At 69.1% G+C, this 16,835-nt stretch carries 16 protein-coding genes; 10 read left to right on the plus strand and 6 right to left on the minus strand.

The window, feature by feature from the left end; genetic code table 11:
• Positions 1-10: 10 nt before the first annotated feature.
• A complete protein-coding gene (locus tag MYA_RS13230) occupies positions 11-907 on the minus strand; it encodes an alpha/beta fold hydrolase (protein ID WP_011886206.1) in 897 nt (298 codons plus the stop codon).
• A gap of 274 nt (positions 908-1,181) precedes the next feature.
• Between MYA_RS13230 and MYA_RS13235 the strand changes: the two genes are divergently transcribed.
• Positions 1,182-2,141 carry an NAD(P)H-dependent flavin oxidoreductase gene (locus tag MYA_RS13235; protein ID WP_014723770.1) on the plus strand — a complete coding sequence of 320 codons (960 nt, stop codon included), beginning with the start codon at positions 1,182-1,184 and terminating at the stop codon, positions 2,139-2,141.
• A 322-nt stretch (positions 2,142-2,463) separates the two neighbouring features.
• Here the strand turns inward: MYA_RS13235 and MYA_RS13240 are convergent, their stop codons facing one another.
• From MYA_RS13240 to MYA_RS13250, 3 genes are all read right to left on the minus strand, one after another.
• Positions 2,464-3,423 carry a LysR family transcriptional regulator gene (locus MYA_RS13240; RefSeq protein ID WP_011886208.1) on the minus strand — a complete coding sequence of 320 codons (960 nt, stop codon included), beginning with the start codon at positions 3,421-3,423 and terminating at the stop codon, positions 2,464-2,466.
• Positions 3,424-3,599: 176 nt separating this feature from the next.
• On the minus strand, positions 3,600-4,676 hold the full coding sequence (locus MYA_RS13245; protein ID WP_011886209.1) for a porin: 1,077 nt from the start codon (positions 4,674-4,676) through the stop codon (positions 3,600-3,602).
• 340 nt (positions 4,677-5,016) lie between these two features.
• Positions 5,017-5,520 carry a hypothetical protein gene (locus MYA_RS13250; protein ID WP_034192510.1) on the minus strand — a complete coding sequence of 168 codons (504 nt, stop codon included), beginning with the start codon at positions 5,518-5,520 and terminating at the stop codon, positions 5,017-5,019.
• Positions 5,521-5,875: 355 nt separating this feature from the next.
• Between MYA_RS13250 and MYA_RS13255 the strand changes: the two genes are divergently transcribed.
• The 6 genes from MYA_RS13255 to MYA_RS13280 all read left to right on the plus strand — a co-directional run bounded on the left by MYA_RS13255 (position 5,876) and on the right by MYA_RS13280 (position 12,981).
• Positions 5,876-6,913 (plus strand): bile acid:sodium symporter family protein, encoded by a 1,038-nt coding sequence (locus tag MYA_RS13255; RefSeq protein WP_014723772.1) that lies wholly within the window; start codon positions 5,876-5,878, stop codon positions 6,911-6,913.
• Positions 6,914-7,172: 259 nt separating this feature from the next.
• Positions 7,173-9,014, plus strand: coding sequence for an EAL domain-containing protein (locus MYA_RS13260; protein WP_014723773.1), 1,842 nt, complete (start codon positions 7,173-7,175; stop codon positions 9,012-9,014).
• Positions 9,015-9,438: 424 nt separating this feature from the next.
• Positions 9,439-10,458, plus strand: coding sequence for a LacI family DNA-binding transcriptional regulator (locus MYA_RS13265; protein ID WP_014723774.1), 1,020 nt, complete (start codon positions 9,439-9,441; stop codon positions 10,456-10,458).
• Positions 10,455-11,735: an AGE family epimerase/isomerase gene (locus MYA_RS13270; RefSeq protein ID WP_041493907.1), complete on the plus strand. Its 1,281-nt coding sequence runs from the start codon at positions 10,455-10,457 to the stop codon at positions 11,733-11,735. The genes MYA_RS13265 and MYA_RS13270 overlap by 4 nt, the downstream gene beginning before the upstream one ends.
• Entirely contained in the window at positions 11,732-12,640 is a 909-nt protein-coding gene (locus tag MYA_RS13275; RefSeq protein ID WP_014723776.1) for a carbohydrate kinase family protein, read from the plus strand. The genes MYA_RS13270 and MYA_RS13275 overlap by 4 nt, the downstream gene beginning before the upstream one ends.
• A 119-nt stretch (positions 12,641-12,759) precedes the next feature.
• Positions 12,760-12,981 (plus strand): hypothetical protein, encoded by a 222-nt coding sequence (locus MYA_RS13280; protein ID WP_041493908.1) that lies wholly within the window; start codon positions 12,760-12,762, stop codon positions 12,979-12,981.
• Positions 12,982-13,114: 133 nt separating this feature from the next.
• On the opposite strand, the gene MYA_RS13285 is transcribed toward MYA_RS13280, so the two are convergent.
• Together MYA_RS13285 and MYA_RS13290 are read right to left on the minus strand one after the other, a co-directional pair.
• On the minus strand, positions 13,115-13,309 hold the full coding sequence (locus MYA_RS13285; protein WP_011886217.1) for a DUF2905 domain-containing protein: 195 nt from the start codon (positions 13,307-13,309) through the stop codon (positions 13,115-13,117).
• Between the two features lie 12 nt (positions 13,310-13,321).
• Complete coding sequence (locus MYA_RS13290) at positions 13,322-14,512, minus strand: class I SAM-dependent methyltransferase (RefSeq protein WP_041493909.1); 1,191 nt, start codon at positions 14,510-14,512, stop codon at positions 13,322-13,324.
• A 13-nt stretch (positions 14,513-14,525) separates the two neighbouring features.
• On the opposite strand from MYA_RS13290, the gene MYA_RS13295 reads away from it, so the two are divergent.
• The 3 genes from MYA_RS13295 to ttcA all read left to right on the plus strand — a co-directional run bounded on the left by MYA_RS13295 (position 14,526) and on the right by ttcA (position 16,763).
• On the plus strand, positions 14,526-15,269 hold the full coding sequence (locus tag MYA_RS13295; protein ID WP_014723779.1) for an SDR family oxidoreductase: 744 nt from the start codon (positions 14,526-14,528) through the stop codon (positions 15,267-15,269).
• A gap of 79 nt (positions 15,270-15,348) precedes the next feature.
• A complete protein-coding gene (locus MYA_RS13300) occupies positions 15,349-15,753 on the plus strand; it encodes a dihydroneopterin aldolase (protein WP_034192505.1) in 405 nt (134 codons plus the stop codon).
• Entirely contained in the window at positions 15,750-16,763 is a 1,014-nt protein-coding gene (gene ttcA / locus MYA_RS13305; RefSeq protein ID WP_014723781.1) for a tRNA 2-thiocytidine(32) synthetase TtcA, read from the plus strand. Before MYA_RS13300 ends, ttcA begins: the two co-directional genes overlap by 4 nt.
• The last annotated feature ends 72 nt before the right edge of the window (positions 16,764-16,835 follow it).

Genomic DNA, 16,835 nt, shown 5'->3' on the forward strand with positions numbered 1-16,835 from the left:
GTACTGCCGCTCAAGCAGCCGCGTCGCGCGCGTCGAAGAACGCCAGCAGTTCGTCGATCAGCGCCGTGGGCGCTTCTTCCGGAATGTAGTGGCCGCAGTCGAGCGCGCGGCCGCTGACGTCGCGCGCGACGCGCCGCCATTCTTCCAGCGGATCGAAGCACCGTGCGACGGTCCCGTTCGCGCCCCACAGCACGCGCAGCGGGCACGCGACCTTGTTGCCGCGCTCGAGGTCAGCACGATCGTGTTCGAGATCGATCGTCGCCGAGGCGCGGTAGTCCTCGCACATCGCATGCACGGCGCCAGGCTGCGCGAGCGCCGCGCGATAGGCGTCGAGCGCCTGCGGCGCAAACGGCGCGAGTCCGGCCGAGCGATTGCCCATCACGCGCTCGATGTACGCGTCGGTGCGGCCTTCGATCAGCGTTTCGGGCAGCGGCTCCGGCTGGATCAGGAAGAACCAGTGGAAATACGCGGTCGCGAACGCGCGGTCGGTCTGCTCGTACATCGCGAGCGTCGGCGCGATGTCGAGCAGCATCATCCGCTCGACGGCCGCCGGATGATCGAGCGCGAGCCGATGCGCGACGCGCGCGCCGCGATCGTGTGCGCACACGTGAAATTGCGTGAAGCCGAAATGACGCATCACTGCGAGCTGATCGGCGGCCATCGCGCGCTTCGAATACGGCGCATGCTGCGCATCGCTCGGCGGCTTGCCCGACGCGCCGTAGCCGCGCAGGTCGGTGGCGATCACCGTGAAATGACGAGCGAGCGTCGCGGCGACGCGATGCCAGATCATGTGGGTTTGCGGGTGACCGTGCAGCAGCAGAAGCGGCGGCCCCGCGCCTCCTTTGACACCGAAGATGTCGGTGTCCTGCACCGTCACGCGAAACGGTGCGAACGCGTCGAACGACATGGTTTGTTTCTCGTCGGTTTGTTATTGGCCGGTATTGTAGGAGGCTTGGCACATCGCTGCGCGCAATCAACAGCCGAATGCGTAGAGACAGAACACTCCCTCGATTGTCGGCACGCCGTGCGCTTTGCTAAGCTCGCGTAGAATCGCACGATCGTTCGTATCAATACGGACGCGCCGCTGCGCAGCTACACTCGAACTTTCGTTCGACTGCAAGCACCGATGCCGGCGTCGGCACGCACACGACCCGGCCGCCCTCGAGACTGGAGACAATCACATGGCATTGCCCGCTGTCCTGCAGAATCTGACGCTGCCCGTCATCGCGTCGCCGATGTTCATCGTCAGCTATCCCGAACTCGTGCTCGCGCAATGCAAGGCGGGGATCGTCGGATCGTTCCCCGCGCTCAATGCGCGCCCGGCGGAACTGCTCGACGAGTGGCTCACGCAGATCCAGTCGGCGCTGGCCGACCACAAGGCGCAGCACCCGGATGCGGTGATCGGCCCGATCGCGGTGAACCAGATCGTCCACCAGTCCAACGAACGGCTCGAGCACGACGTGCGCGTGTGCGTCGAACACAAGGTGCCGATCTTCATCACGAGCCTGCGCGCGCCGGCGCGCGAGATCGTCGACGCGGTACACAGCTACGGCGGCATCGTGCTGCACGACGTGATCAACCTGCGCCACGCGCAGAAGGCGCTGGAAGCAGGCGTCGACGGGCTGATTCTGGTCGCGGCCGGCGCCGGCGGCCATGCGGGCACGACGTCGCCGTTCGCGCTCGTCGGCGAAGTGCGCAGGATGTTCGACGGGCCGATCGTGCTGTCGGGTGCGATCGCGAACGGCGGCTCGATCCTCGCCGCGCAGGCGATGGGCGCGGATCTCGCGTACATGGGCACGCGCTTCATCGCGACGCAGGAAGCGCACGCGGTCGAAGCGTACAAGCATGCGATCCTCAACGCGAAATCGTCGGACATCGTCTATACGAACCTGTTCACCGGCGTGCACGGCAACTACATCCGCGAGAGCATCGAGCGAGCCGGCCTCGATCCGGACGCGCTGCCGGAATCGGACAAGTCGAAGATGAATTTCGGCAACGACAAGGCCAAGGCGTGGAAGGACATCTGGGGCGCCGGCCAGGGCGTCGGCCTGATGGACGACCTGCCGAGCGTCGGCGAGCTCGTCGAGCGGCTGAAACGCGAGTACGACGACGCGAAGGCGCGGCTCGGCATCGCACGCTGACGGATACGCGCGGCGCGGGCGCCGCGTGTGCGGCGCGCGGAGGTCGCGCGGATGTCACGCAGACGTTGCGGGTGCGCCATCACGCGGACCACTGCAAGTCGCACGCACCGCGAGCGCGTCGCGTCACTGGCGTCGCTCGTTCATTCGCGCCACTCGCGCCACTCGCGCCACTCGCGTCACTCGCGTCACTCGCGTCACTCGCGTCAACCGCGTCAACCGCGTCACTCGCGTCAACCGCGTCAACCGCGCCGCAATAAAAAAAGCGCGAACCCAGTTACGGTTCGCGCTTTCTTCATCGACGCACGCTCGCGTGCAAACCCAGTCAAGCTCGCTTGATTCGCGTGATCGGCAGCACGCGCAGCCGCGCCTCGATCGACGGGCACAGCGACTGCCCTTCGAAGCGCGCGGCGAGGAAATCGACGAACGAGCGCACCTTCGCCGATACGTGACGGCGGCTCGCGTACACCGCATAGATCGGCGCCTCGTGCGGCGGCACCGCGTCGAGCAGCAGCGGCACGAGCCGGCCGGATTCGATGTCGTCGCCGACCACCTCGGTGCCCAGCAGCGCGATGCCCGCGCCCGCGAGCACGGCCGCGCGCAGCCCTTCGAGATGGTTCACGATCAGGTTGCCGTTCAGGTTCACGCGCGACGCGGCGGCCGCGTCGATCACCAGCGCATCGAGCGCCGAGGCGCTCGACTCGCGCCGCAGATAGTTGTGGTACGCGAGATCGGCGATCGTCTGCGGCGTGCCGCGCCGCTCCAGATAATCCGGCGACGCCACCAGCAGAATGTGCGCGGTCGCGATCTGCCGCGCGACCAGCGACGACGACTTCAACCCATTCGGCGCCGCGCGCACCGCGACGTCATAGCCTTCCTCGATCAGATCGACGACACGGTCGGACAGCGTCATGTCGACGGTCACGTCCGGGAACCGGCCCGCATAGTCGGTGACGGCCTGCATCACGTGCCGCAAGCCGAACGCCGACAGCGACGTCACGCGCAACCGCCCCTGCGGCACGACGCTCGCGGCGCCCACCGCCTGCCCTGCCTCGTCGAGTTCCGACAGCGCCTGCACGAGGCGCTCGTAGTATTCGCGTCCCGCCTCGGTCGGCGCGACGCGTCGTGTCGTACGATGCAGCAGCCGCGCGCCGAGCTGCTGCTCGAGATGCATCACGTGCTTGCTCGCCATCGCGGCCGACATCTGCATGCGCTCGGCCGCGCCCACGAAGCTGCCTACTTCGACGACGTACCGAAACACATTCATGCTGACGAGGGTATCCATCGAACTAGCCCGCAATTCCTAGGTAATCATGCAATTTGGCAATAGGGTAACAAAGGCGAGGAAACATAAAGGTCAACAAACGCAAAACGGCGCCGCGGTGAGCGGCGCCGTTCGTGGGCGGGCAGGCCGACATGCCGGCCGCGCGCGCAGCGTCTGCGCGGCGGCGAATGCGCGAATCAGAACTTCGCGCGGATGCCGGCGCCGAACGTGTTGCCGTTCGACAGCCCGCTGATGTGGTCGTTCATGTACGCGGCGTAGACGTCGGTGCGCTTGGACAGCGGGTAATCGTAGCCGACGGCCCAGGTCTGGCGCGTCTGGTCGAGGCCGCCGGCGTCGCGCGAGTACGCGTACGACGCCATCGCGTTGCCGACGCCGAGCGGCACCGAGACGCCGCCCTGCGCGGTATTCACGTGCCAGCTGCCGGTTGCCTGATCGTTCTTCGTATACATGTACTGGCCGAACAGCTTCACGTACTTCAGGTCGTAGGTCGCGCCGACGAGCCCGATGCCCTGGCTCTTCAGGCCGGTCACGAGCGAGCTGAGATCCTGCGGGCCGTTGTTGAAGTTCACGTACTGGTAGACGGCGGTCGCCGCGAACGGGCCGTTCGCGTAGTTGAACTGGGCGCTCCACTTCTTCGAGCGGTTGTCGCCGGCCGTGTTGCCGAGCGCATACATCGCCGCGAAATTCAGGCCGCCGAACGACGGCGACGTGTACGACAGCGCATTGTTCCAGCCCGAATCGCCGACCGCACCCTGGTCGCTCGGATAGGTCGGGAACGTGCCGAGGCCGAGGAACACGTGGTACACCATCGGCGAGAACGTGTACGAGTCGTAGAACGGGTTGAACAGGATCGTCGACAGGAACAGGTGCGTCGTCAGGCGCCCCGCCGTCACCGTGCCGTACGGCGAGCTGACGCCGACGTACGCGTTGCGGGCGAAGAACGTGTCGCCCTGGAAGCGGCCGAACTGGCCGTTCTGCGCCCGGAAGAAGCTCTCCACCGTGAAGATCGCCTTGTAGCCGCCGCCGAGATCCTCCGCGCCGTGCAGGCCCCAGTACGACGTCGACATCCCGCCGCCCGACACGTTCCATGCGCGATCGCTGCCCGGGAACTTGGTCGCGCCCACCCACTCGTCGACCTGACCATAGAGCGACACGCTCGACTGCGCATGGGCGGGTGCGGCGGCAGCGACACAGGCGGCCGCGGCGATCAGGTTGACGGACGTGCGCGACGCACGGCGAGCGAATGCTTTCATGGGATCTCCAGGTTTTGTCGATAGTCGATAAGCGGCGCGAGCGTTGTTTTTGGGGCCGAGTGCTTGCGTCGTGTGGGGCGCAGCCATCTTTACGGAAGATTTATCCGACCAAAATTGCGCGCACTTATTGCGGGTATAGCGGCGGCATTAACTTCTCGGCGCGAAGATGCGCGGCGGCGCATCGCGGCGGCCCGGCGCGGGACGGACACGCGGCCGGCCGGCCGCGCGGCGCGCGTGCCGGGCGCGAAAGATAGCGCAATGCGTCGGGAAAATCAGCGGAAATGTGTGGGCGACTGTGGCGAATTCGCATCACAGCGCGGGGGACGAGCGCGCGGTGCGCTCAGTTTCGGTAGAACGGCGAGAAAAACGGCGAGCGGCCGGATTCTTCCTGCGCACGCGGCGGCGGCATCGGACGGCCGCCGCGCTCCTCGTTGTAGCGCGCGACGTCCGCGCGGATCGAGCCCGCGCGCAGCGGCACGTTGCCGCCGCCGGACGGATGCGGCACCTGGCGCGAATCGGCGCTGATCGGCCGGTACGGGTTCTGCGCGGCGTAATGACCGTACGACGGCGTCGGCCGCAGCCCCCAGCGGGCGCCGTAGCCGTTCACGCCGCCGCTGCGCACGCCGCCGGCCGGCGCACCGCGACGCCATACCGGTACGCCCGCGGCCGGTTGGCCGTATGCGCGCGTGCCGGCGCCGAGGCCATGACCGAAGCCGTGACCGAAACCCTGGGCGCCGAAACCTGCGCCGCCGCGCGGCGGCTGGGCAAGCGCGAGCGGCACCAGCAGCGCGCAGAGCGCCCCTGCCACCCATCGTCCGATCTTCCGTTTCGCCCGTTCCGCCATCGCTCAGTGCCTGTTGCGGCCCGCAGCCGGACACTCCCCGGCCGACGCAAGCCTTTCAGCAGTAATTTATGGGTGGCCCGAAACGGTGTCGAGCCAAAAAGTGTTAGGTCGCCGGCATCGGTGTAACACCATGTTACTGCTAGGTTTTTTCACTTCCTGACGCGATCGTCGCAGAACATTCTTCGGTGGATTGGCGCAGATTTCGACCCGCCGCGACACCGGCTCCCGTGCAATGGAATCATCAATCGATTCCCACAATGAATTTGTGTATTGAATTCGCTGGCCGGACAATAGCGGCTTCGCGCGCGCGACACGCGCGCCTGCCCCCGCCGTTGTTTCCGACTCGAGTTTCACCATGGCCCGTCCACGCTTTCTTCCCGACAATTTCACGCTCGCGCTGGTCGGCACCGTCGTGCTGGCGAGCCTGCTGCCGTGCCACGGCGCGGCCGCGCATGCGTTCAACTGGGCGACCAACGTCGCGGTCGGCCTGCTGTTCTTCCTGCACGGCGCGAAGCTGTCGCGCGAAGCCGTCATCGCCGGCGCGACCCACTGGCGGCTGCACGCGGTCGTGCTGCTCAGCACCTTCGCGCTGTTTCCGCTGCTCGGCCTCGCGCTGAAACCCGTGCTGCAGCCGCTCGTCACGCCGACGCTCTACGCCGGCGTGCTGTTCCTCTGCACGCTGCCGTCCACGGTGCAGTCGTCGATCGCGTTCACGTCGATCGCGAAGGGCAACGTGCCGGCCGCCGTGTGCGCGGCCTCGGCGTCGAGCCTGCTCGGGATCTTCGTGACGCCCGCGCTCGTCGGGCTGATGATCACGTCGCAGTCGGCCGCGGCCGCGTCGCCGTGGAGCACGGTCGGCAGCATCGTGATGCAGCTGCTCGTGCCGTTCATCGCGGGGCAGCTGCTGCGTCCGGTGATCGGCTGCTGGATCGACCGCAATCGCGGCGTGCTGCGCTTCGTCGATCAGGGCTCGATCCTGCTGGTCGTCTACGTCGCGTTCAGCGAGGCCGTGAACCAGGGGCTGTGGCATCAGATTCCGGCGCGCGCGCTGGGCGGCCTGCTGATCGTCAACATCGTGCTGCTGGCGATCGCGCTGCTGCTGACCACCTTCGTCGGCAAGCGGCTCGGCTTCAACCGCGCCGACCAGATCACGATCATCTTCTGCGGATCGAAGAAAAGCCTCGCGGCCGGCGTGCCGATGGCGAAGGTGATCTTCTCCGCGCAGGCAGTCGGCGCGATCGTGCTGCCGCTGATGCTGTTTCATCAGATCCAGCTGATGACATGCGCGGCCCTCGCGCAACGCTGGGGCGCGCGCGACACGAGCGGCGAAGATGGGGGACGGGTCGCCGCGGGCGCACGCGGCGGCCGCGGGCTGAACGCGGGCAGGCGCTGACGCGGGCGGGCGCAGGTGGCGTAGCGGTAGGAGGCGGTTGGCTGGGTGCTTGCCGCGGGCGGGGTTCGCGGGCTGCGGCGTTGTGGGTTTTGCGGTCCCGGCTCGCTCTCGCTTGCGGCTGCTCGCCTGCGCGCCGTGCCCTCTTCGCCGCTCGCCGCACACCGATGCACCATCCACGTGCATCAGGTCACGAAATCTTCACTCAATTGTCCGCGCGAGTTGCCGTTAAAGTCTGGCGTACCCTCGCTTCAGCCCGCCCATGCCTCCGCCCACTTCCGGCTCCGCTGCCGCCGTCACCACGCGCCTGATCGCGGAGCGCGCGCTCGCCGCCGTATTCCAGCCGATCGTCGATCTCGCGTCGGGCACCGTCGTCGGCTACGAAGGGCTGATCCGCGGCCCGCGCGGCACCGATCTCGAAGCGCCGAACGCGCTGTTCGCGCAGGCCGCCCGCGACGGCGCCACCATCGCGCTCGAACAGGCGGCCGCGCTCACCTGCATCGACGCGTTCGCGGCGCTCGGCTGCGACGGCAAGCTGTTCCTCAACTTCAGTGCGCGCACGATCGTGCAGCTCGCGCGCGAACGCGAACGCGCGCGGCAACTGCTCGCCCGCGCGGGCGTGGGCGCCGAGCGCATCGTGATCGAGCTCACCGAGCAGGCGACGATGCCCGACATCGCGCGCATCGGGCCGGCGGTCGAGACGCTGCGCGATGCGGGCATCCAGTTCGCGCTCGACGATTACGGCACCGCCAACGCGAGCATGAACCTGTGGCTGCGCCTGCATCCCGACGTCGTGAAGATCGACCGCTTCTTCATTCACGACATCGCGCGCGATCCGCTCAAGTTCGAGGCGGTCCGGGCGATGCAGCATTTCGCGCAAGCAAGCGGCGCGAAGCTGATCGCGGAAGGGATCGAGAACGAGAGCGACCTGACCGTCGTGCGCGACATCGGAATCTGCTGCGTGCAGGGCTTCCTGCTCGGCCGGCCGAGCGCGCGCCCGTCCGCGCTGCTGGCGCCGGCCGCCCGCGACGCGATCCATACGCCGCACATCGCGGTGTTTCCCGGCGCGACGCGCAGCGTGCGCCCGGCCGCGACGATCGCGGCGAAGATGCTGGTGCCCGCGCCGGCGCTGCCGCGCGACGCGACCAACAACGACGTGCTCGACCTGTTCAACCGGATGCCCGGCCTGCACGCGGTCGCGCTCGTCGAAGCCAGCCGGCCGGTCGCGCTGGTGAACCGGCACGGCTTCATCGACCGCTTCGCGCTGCCGTATCACCGCGAGGTGTTCGGCAAGAAGCCGTGTCTGCAGTTCGCGAACGATGCGCCGCTGATGATCGACAACGCGACGACGGTCGAGCAGCTCGCGATGCTGCTCGCGCGCCACGACCAGCGCTATCTGGCGGACGGCTTCGTGATCACCGAACACGGCCGCTACGTCGGGCTCGGCACCGGCGAGAGCCTGGTGCGCGCGGTGACCGAGATGCGCATCGAGGCCGCGCGCTACGCGAATCCGCTGACGTTCCTGCCGGGCAACATCCCGATCAGCGCGCATATCGACCGCCTGCTCGCGCGCGACGCCGGCTTCCACGCGTGCTACGTCGACCTGAACCAGTTCAAGCCGTTCAACGACCAGTACGGCTACTGGCAGGGCGACGAAGTGCTGAAGTTCGCCGCGACGGTGCTGGCCGGCGTGTGCGATCCGCAGCGCGACTTTCTCGGGCACGTCGGCGGCGACGATTTCCTGGTGCTGTTCCAGCGCGACGACTGGCAGGCGCGCGCGACCGAGGCGATCGCGCGCTTCAACGAAGGCGCGCTGCGCTTCTATACGCAGGCCGACCGGCTGGCGGGCGGGCTGCGCGGCGAGGACCGCCACGGCAACGCCGCGTTCTTCGGCTTCGTGACGATGGCGATCGGCGCGGTCGGCGTGCCGGCCGGCGCCAACGACGCGATGCGCTACGGCAGCGACGAGATCGCGTCGGTCGCCGCGCTCGCGAAGCGACGCGCGAAGCAGCAGCCGGGCGGACTCGCGGTCGTCGACCTCGACGCCGGCCGCGCCGCGCTGCGCGAGCGCGGCGAGCCGCCGCGCGCCGCGGTGGCCTGCTGAACGACGGGCGGAGACCGGCGGGGCGGGCGGTTGGCGGGATCGGGTAGCCGGCGCGCGCGTCGTACGCTTGCGCTCGCTCTCGTTCGCTTCATTCGCCTCGTCCGGCCCCGTCCGCTTCGTTCGCCGCGTCCGCTTCGTTCGTCTCATTCGCCCGCGCTCGCCCCCGCCACCGCGCCGCGCCGCGCCCCTTCTCTGGCCGCCGCTCCCATGAGCAACTTCACGCCGACCACCCGCGCACCGCAACACCGCCCCACACCAACCTTGCCTTTCCCGCGTTTTGTTTAGTATTTTTAGTTACGTCGTTTTCGCAGATTAGCAACCTAAAAACCCGTTATTTCCGGGTATTCCCCGGTTATCCGGCCCGAATTGCGCCCGGATTTTTACTATACAATCGCCTTCACCCTAAACAAACCGGACCCGAACGATGGGCACCACCATTCGCGACGTGGCGCGGGCGGCAGAGGTCTCGATCGGCACCGTCTCGCGCGCGCTGAAAAACCAGCCCGGCCTGTCCGAGGCCACGCGCGCGCGCATCGTCGAAATCGCGCACCGGCTCGGCTACGACCAGGCGCAGTTGCGGCCGCGCATCCGCCGGCTCACCTTCCTGCTGCATCGCCAGCACAACCGCTTTCCCGCGAGCCCGTTCTTCTCGCACGTGCTGCACGGCGTCGAAGACGCCTGTCGCGAACGCGGCATCGTACCCACGCTGCTCACGGTCGGGCCGAACGACGACGTGCTGCGCCAGATGCGTCCGCACGCGCCCGACGCGATCGCGGTGGCCGGCTTCATCGAGCCCGAGACGATCGAGGCGCTCGCGGCGACCGGCCGGCCGCTCGTGCTGATCGACCTGTGGGCGCCCGGCCTGCGTTCGGTGAACATCGACAACGCGACCGGCGCCGCGCTCGCGATGCGCCACCTGCTCGCCACCGGCCGCTCGCGCATCGCGTTCATCGGCGGCTCGGCCGCGCACTACAGCATCGCGCAGCGCGCGATCGGCTATCGGCGCGCGTTCTTCGAGGCCGGCAAGCTGTTCGATCCCGCCTACGAAGTGACGATCGACGCCGGCCTCGACCCCGACACCGGCGCCGCGCGCGCGATGGAGCAACTGCTCGACGCGCCCGGCCCGCGCCCCGACGCGGTGTTCGCATACAACGACGCCGCCGCGCTCGCCGCGCAGCGCGTCTGCATCGCGCGCGGCCTGCGGATTCCGCAGGACATCGCGATCGTCGGCTTCGACGACATCCCGGCCGCCGCGCACGCGAACCCGCCGCTCACGACGCTCGCCGTCGACAAGGAAGCGCTCGGCCGCCGCGGCGTCGAACTGCTGCTCGCGGAAGCCCCCGAGCACACCGAGATCTCCCTGCCCGTCGAGCTGATCGTGCGGGCCAGCAGCCAGCCCGCCGGCTCACCGGCACTCGATACCGCCACGGTCCACGAATCATGAACATGCCTCCGGTCCAACCCACTCCGGCCGCGCCGGCCGGTCACGCGCAAGCGGCGCCGTTCGTCGCGAGCTTCCGCGATCCGTCGTTCCTGCTGTCGCACGTCGAGGACACGCTGCGCTTCTACGCGGCGAACGCGTTCGACCCGACGGGCGGCTTCCACCACTATTTCCGCGACGACGGCAGCATCTACAACCCCACGTCGCGGCATCTGGTGAGCAGCTGCCGGTTCGTCTACAACTACGCGATGGCTTACCGGCATTTCGGCGATACGCGCCACCTCGACTACGCGCGCCACGGCCTGCGCTTCCTGCGCGACGCGCACTGGGACGACGCGCTGCAGGGCTACGACTGGGAACTCGAGTGGCGCGACGGCCGCAAGCAGGCCACGCTCGACGCCACACGCCACTGCTACGGGCTCGCGTTCGTGCTGCTCGCCGCCGCGCACGCGACGATGGCGGGCATCGACGAAGCGCGCGCGCTGATCGCATCGACCTTCGAGCTCGCCGAGCACCGCTTCTGGGACGCCGCCGCCGGCCTCTATGCCGACGACGCTACGCCGAACTGGCACGTATCGTCGTACCGCGGCCAGAACGCGAACATGCACATGACCGAAGCGCTGCTCGCCGCGTACGAGGCGACCGGCCATCTCACGTATCTGGATCGCGCGGAAAAGGTCGCGAGCCACATCACGCAGCGTCAGGCGGCGCTGTCGGGCGGCCTCGTGTGGGAGCACTTCCACGCGGACTGGTCGGTCGACTGGGACTACAACAAGGAAGACAGCTCGAACATCTTCCGGCCGTGGGGCTTCCAGCCCGGCCACCAGACCGAATGGGCGAAGCTGCTGCTGATCCTCGAGCGCCACCGGCCGCTCGACTGGCTGGTGCCGCGCGCGACCGAGCTGTTCGACGCGGCGCTCGCGCACGCGTGGGACGCCGATCACGGCGGCCTCTGCTACGGCTTCGGCCCCGACTTCACGATCTGCGATCACAACAAGTATTTCTGGGTGCAGGCGGAGACCTTCGCGGCGGCCGCGATGCTCGGCGCGCGCACCGGCAGCGAGCGTTTCTGGGACTGGTACGACGAGATCTGGCGCTACAGCTGGGCGCACTTCGTCGATCACCGCTACGGCGCGTGGTACCGCATCCTCACCTGCGACAACCGCAAGTACAGCGACGAGAAGAGCCCGGCCGGCAAGACCGACTATCACACGATGGGCGCGTGCTACGACGTGCTCGCGACCCTGGCGCGCGCGGCGCGCAGCGAGACGACGCAATGAGCGGCGGCACCTTCCCGGCTTTCGTGTCGGCGGGCGACATCCTGACCGACATGGTGCGCGCAGGCGACGCGCAATGGACCTCGGTGCCGGGCGGCGCCGGCTGGAACGTGGCGCGCGCGGTCGCGCGGCTCGGCTTGCCGAGCGCGCTGGCCGGCGCGATCGGCGAGGACTGCTTCTCCGACGTGCTGTGGCGCGCGAGCGAGGCCGCCGGCCTCGACCTGCGGTTCCTGCAGCGCGTGCCGCGTGCGCCGCTGCTCGCGATCGTGCACGAGACGCGCCCGCCCGCATACTTCTTCATCGGCGACGCGAGCGCGGACCTCGCGTTCGATCCCGCGCGGCTGCCGCAGGGCTGGGCCGAGCACGTGAAGTGGGCGCACTTCGGCTGCATCAGCCTGGTGCGCGAGCCGCTCGCGAGCACGCTGGTCGCGCTGGCGGCGCAGCTGCACGCGCGCGGCGTGAAGATCAGCTTCGATCCGAACTACCGCAACCTGATGACGGCCGCGTATCGGCCGACGCTCGAGAAGATGGCCGGCCTCGCCGACCTGATCAAGGTGTCCGACGAGGACCTGCGCCACCTGTTCGGCGGCGACGGCCCCGATGCGATCGCCGCCGTGCGCGCGCTGAACCCGCGTGCGGCGGTGTTCGTCACGCGCGGCGCGCAAGCGGCCACGCTCTACGCCGGCGACGACGTGCTCGAGGCAAGCCCGCCGCGCGTCGAAGTGGTCGATACGGTCGGTGCGGGCGACGCGTCGATCGGCGGGATGCTGTTCAGCCTGATGGCCGCGCCGCAGCGTTCGTGGCGCGAGCACCTCGCATTCGCGCTCGCGGCCGGCGCGGCAGCGTGCCGGCATACGGGCGCCCACGCGCCGACGCTCGACGAGGTCGTGGCGCTGCTCGAACGATGACGCGTGACGGGGCGCGGACGGGGCACCGGCGACGCGTCGATCGGTCGCCGTTTCGCGGCGCTGTACATGCTGCGCCGCAGTGCTACGATGAGGCGTCCTACTGCGGGAGAGGCACGATGATGGACACGAACACGTTCACGAAAGGCATCTACACGGCCAAGGCGCATACGCACCACGCCGCCAACGGTCAGTTCCAGGGCTACGTGATCCTCGCCCGGGACGACGGCAGCGAGACCGAGAACATGCGCTACGACGTCCATACGACGAGCACGAGCGAGGAAGAGGCATTCGAGGAAGCGATCGCGCTCGCGCACCGGATCCTCGGCGAGATCGAGCTTTGAGGTGTGCGCTTTGATCCGCGAGCTTGAACCTCGAGTTTGAACCTCGAGCTTCGACTCACGCGCCGCAACCAACCCAACCGTCACGCGCGCGCCACGACTCCGGCCGTGGCGCGCCGCCGCCGTTGCGGGCCGCTCACAGTAGCCGCGCGACCATCGACAGAAGCATCGTCAGCACCAGCGTCGACATGAACGGGAACGGGTAGCGCCGGCCTCCCAGTGTGAGCGTGACGTCGCCCGGCAGGCGCCCGACGCCCAGCTTGCCGAGCCACGGCCAGCAACGCGTCAGGATCATCACCGCGACGAACGACGTCATCAGCCAGCGCAGCATCGCCGGCTCCCTTTAGAGCGCGTGCGAGCGGTCGCCGCGCGCAAACGCGTCGAGCGTGCCGTCGATGCCGCGCGAGAAGCCGATCACCTTGAACAGCTCGCCCATTTCCGCTTCCGAAATCAGTTTCTGCACCGCATTGGCGGCCGGCAGGAAGGCGCGGATATCGGACGGATCGATGGCGGCCAGCGCGTCGGTGACGCCCGCGTTCAACAGGAAGCGCGCCTGCGACGTGTAGCCGAGCAGGTCCGCGCCTGTCGCGATGCCGGCTTCGTAGATGCCGGTAAATTCGACGTGCGCGGTGATGTCCTGCAGCCCCGGATACAGGAACGGATCGTCGTGCGCGTGGTGGCGGTAGTGGCACATGAGCGTGCCGCGCTCGCGCTGCGGATGGTAGTACTCGTGCGCCGGAAAGCCGTAGTCGACCAGCAGCACCGCGCCGCGCGCGAGCATCGTGCACACGGTGCGCGTGAACGCGAGCGCGGCTTCGTGCGTCTCGGTCACGTAGCCGTCGCCGACGTCGAGCGTCGCGAGCACCGCCGGCACGCCGGCCGCGCCCGCCGGGCGGTCTTCGAACACGAACGCGTGCCGCGCGTCGAGAGCGACGCCGCGCTCCAGCCACGTGTCGCCCGCCTTCGCGAACAGGCGCACCGGCATCGCGTCGAGCACCTCGTTGCCGACCACGACGCCGTCGAAGCGCTCCGGCAGCGCGTCGAGCCAGCGCACCTTGCCGGCGAGCGCCGGCGCGGCGGCCGCGATCGTCTCGCGCTGCCGCTCGCGCAGCTCGCCGGACAGATCCACGATCAGGTATTCGTCGAGCTCGACGCCGAGCGCGTCGAGCGCCGCGAGCAGCCCGGCCGCGAGCTTGCCGGTGCCCGCGCCGAATTCCATCACGCGACGTGTGTCGCTCGCCGCGAGCGCGTCCGCGACCGGATTCGCGAGCGTCTGCGCGAACAGCGGCGACAGCTCGGGGGCCGTCACGAAGTCGCTGCCGTCGTCGGCGCGGCGGCCGAACTTGCGCGCGCCGCCGCTGTAATAGCCGAGGCCGGGCGCATACAGCGCGCGCTCCATGAAGCGATCGAACGGCAGCCAGCCGCCGGCCGCCGCGATCTCGTCGCGCAGTTGCGCGGCAAGGGTTTCGGACTGCGCGAGCGCGTCGGGGCCGGGAGCAGGTAAACTAGCGGGTTCGTGAGCTTTCGGGTTCATCCCGGCATTGTAAATGACCGTTTCAGCCGATACGTCGCCCCCGCGCATCGCGCTCGTCGCCGGCGCGCTCGGCAGCGCGGCCGACGCCGCCACGCTCGGCCGTGCGCTCGCGACGCAATTCGCGCAGCGCGGCTGGGACGTCGCGCTGCAGCGCAGCCCCGGCGCGCCGCGTGCGGCGGCCGACGCGCTGATCGCCGAAGTCGCCGCGCGCGGCCGCCGCGCGGTCGTGCTCGACGCCGATCTGGCGCGGGAGGCCGACGCCGGCGGGCTGGTCGCCGCGTGCTGCACAGCGCTGGGCCGCCCGGCGTGCGCAGTGTTCGTCAGCGCGTGCGCGGGCGCCGACGACGCGCACACGGCCGACGGCGCGGCGCTGGCCGGCGCGCTCGCGCGCAACGTGACGGCCGCGCTCGCGCTGGCCCGCGCGCTCGCCGACGCGACGCCCGACGCGGCGCGCGACGACGAGGCGCTGCGCGCGTGCGCGATCCACGTGCTCGATCAGGCACTGTTTCACCCGGCGCCCGCGCAGTTCTCGCATGCGCTGATGCAGGCCGCGCTGAACCGCGCGACCGCCGCGCTGGCGCTGTCGCTCGCGCCGAAGGTGCGGGTCGCGGCACTGGTGCGCGGCCACGCGCCGCAGGCCGACGACATCGCGGCGGCCGCCTGCTATCTGGCGAGCGCGCCCGGCGTCACGGGCGCGACGCTGACCGTCGACGGCGGCGAGCACCTGGTGCCGCCGGACGCCGGCCCGAATGAATGAATCGCGCGCGAGCGTGCGGCCCGCGGGCCGCCGCCCGCGCCGCTTTGCGTGTGCGCACGCCAATTTGACTGGGACGACCATGTTTTCCGCTCTCCTGCACCCCCGCCTCGCGGACTGCCGCAGGCTCTACCTGCGCGACTACGAGGTGCACATCAACATCGGGGCCTTCGAACACGAGAAGCGCGGCGAGCAGCGCGTCGTCATCAACGTCGACCTGTTCGTGCCGCTCGCGCAGTCGACCCCGATCGACGACCGGCTGCATGAAGTCGTCGACTACGATCTGATGAAGCAAAGCGTCGCGCAATGTCTCGCGCGCGGCCACATCCATCTGCAGGAAACGCTGTGCGACGCGATCGCCGCGACCCTGCTGGCGCACGATGCCGTGCGCGCGGTACGCGTCTGTACCGAGAAACCGGACGCCTATCCGGACTGCGACGCCGTCGGCGTCGAAGTCTTTCGCATCAAGGACGAGGAGCGCGCATGAACGCCCCCCAAACGAACGACACGGCGGCCGACGGCGCCGCCACCGAAGCCATCGCCGCCGACTCCGGCCGCCGCGCGCTGACGCGCCGCGAGCAGAAGGAAGCGTACGAAAACAACAAGCTGTTCAAGCGGATCGCGCGCCAGGTCGGCCAGGCGATCGGCGATTACAACATGATCGAGGCCGGCGACAAGGTGATGGTCTGCCTGTCGGGCGGCAAGGACAGTTATGCGATGCTCGACGTGCTGCTGCGCCTGCGCGAGCGCGCGCCGATCGACTTCGACATCGTCGCGGTCAACCTCGACCAGAAGCAGCCGGGCTTCCCCGAGCACGTGCTGCCGGAATACCTGACGCAGATCGGCGTGCCGTTCCACATCGAGAACCAGGACACCTACAGCATCGTCAAGCGGCTCGTGCCGGAGGGCAAGACGACCTGCTCGCTGTGCTCGCGGCTGCGCCGCGGGATCCTGTACCGCGTGGCCGGCGAGCTCGGCGCGACCAAGATCGCGCTCGGCCATCACCGCGACGACATCCTGCAGACGCTGCTGCTGAACATGTTCTACGGCGGCAAGCTGAAGGGGATGCCGCCGAAGCTGCAGTCGGACGACGGCAGGAACGTCGTGATCCGCCCGCTCGCGTACGTGAAGGAAACCGATCTCGAGAAATACGCCGAGCTGCGCGAATTCCCGATCATCCCGTGCAACCTGTGCGGCAGCCAGCCGAACCTGAAGCGCGCGGAAATGAAGGCGCTGATCCGCGAATGGGACAAGCGCTTCCCGGGCCGCGTCGACAACATGTTCAGCGCGCTCGCCAACGTCGTGCCGTCGCACCTGATGGATACCGGCCTGTTCCCGTTCGCGTCGCTGCGCGCGACCGGCGTGGCCGATCCGCTGGGCGACATCGCGTTCGACGAGGAGCCGTGCGCGTCCGGCGATGCCGCGGGCAACGCGGCGGGCAACACGACGAGCGGCGCCGCGCGGCCGATCTCCATCGTACAGTTCGACGACCTGTAAGCAGGGGCCGGAACGCGCGTCGCGACGGCGCGCGAGCGCCCGTTGCGGCGCTGTCGCCGCGCCGCGACAGGC

This window comes from Burkholderia sp. KJ006 (assembly GCF_000262695.1).
Taxonomy (GTDB): Bacteria; Pseudomonadota; Gammaproteobacteria; order Burkholderiales; family Burkholderiaceae; genus Burkholderia; species Burkholderia vietnamiensis.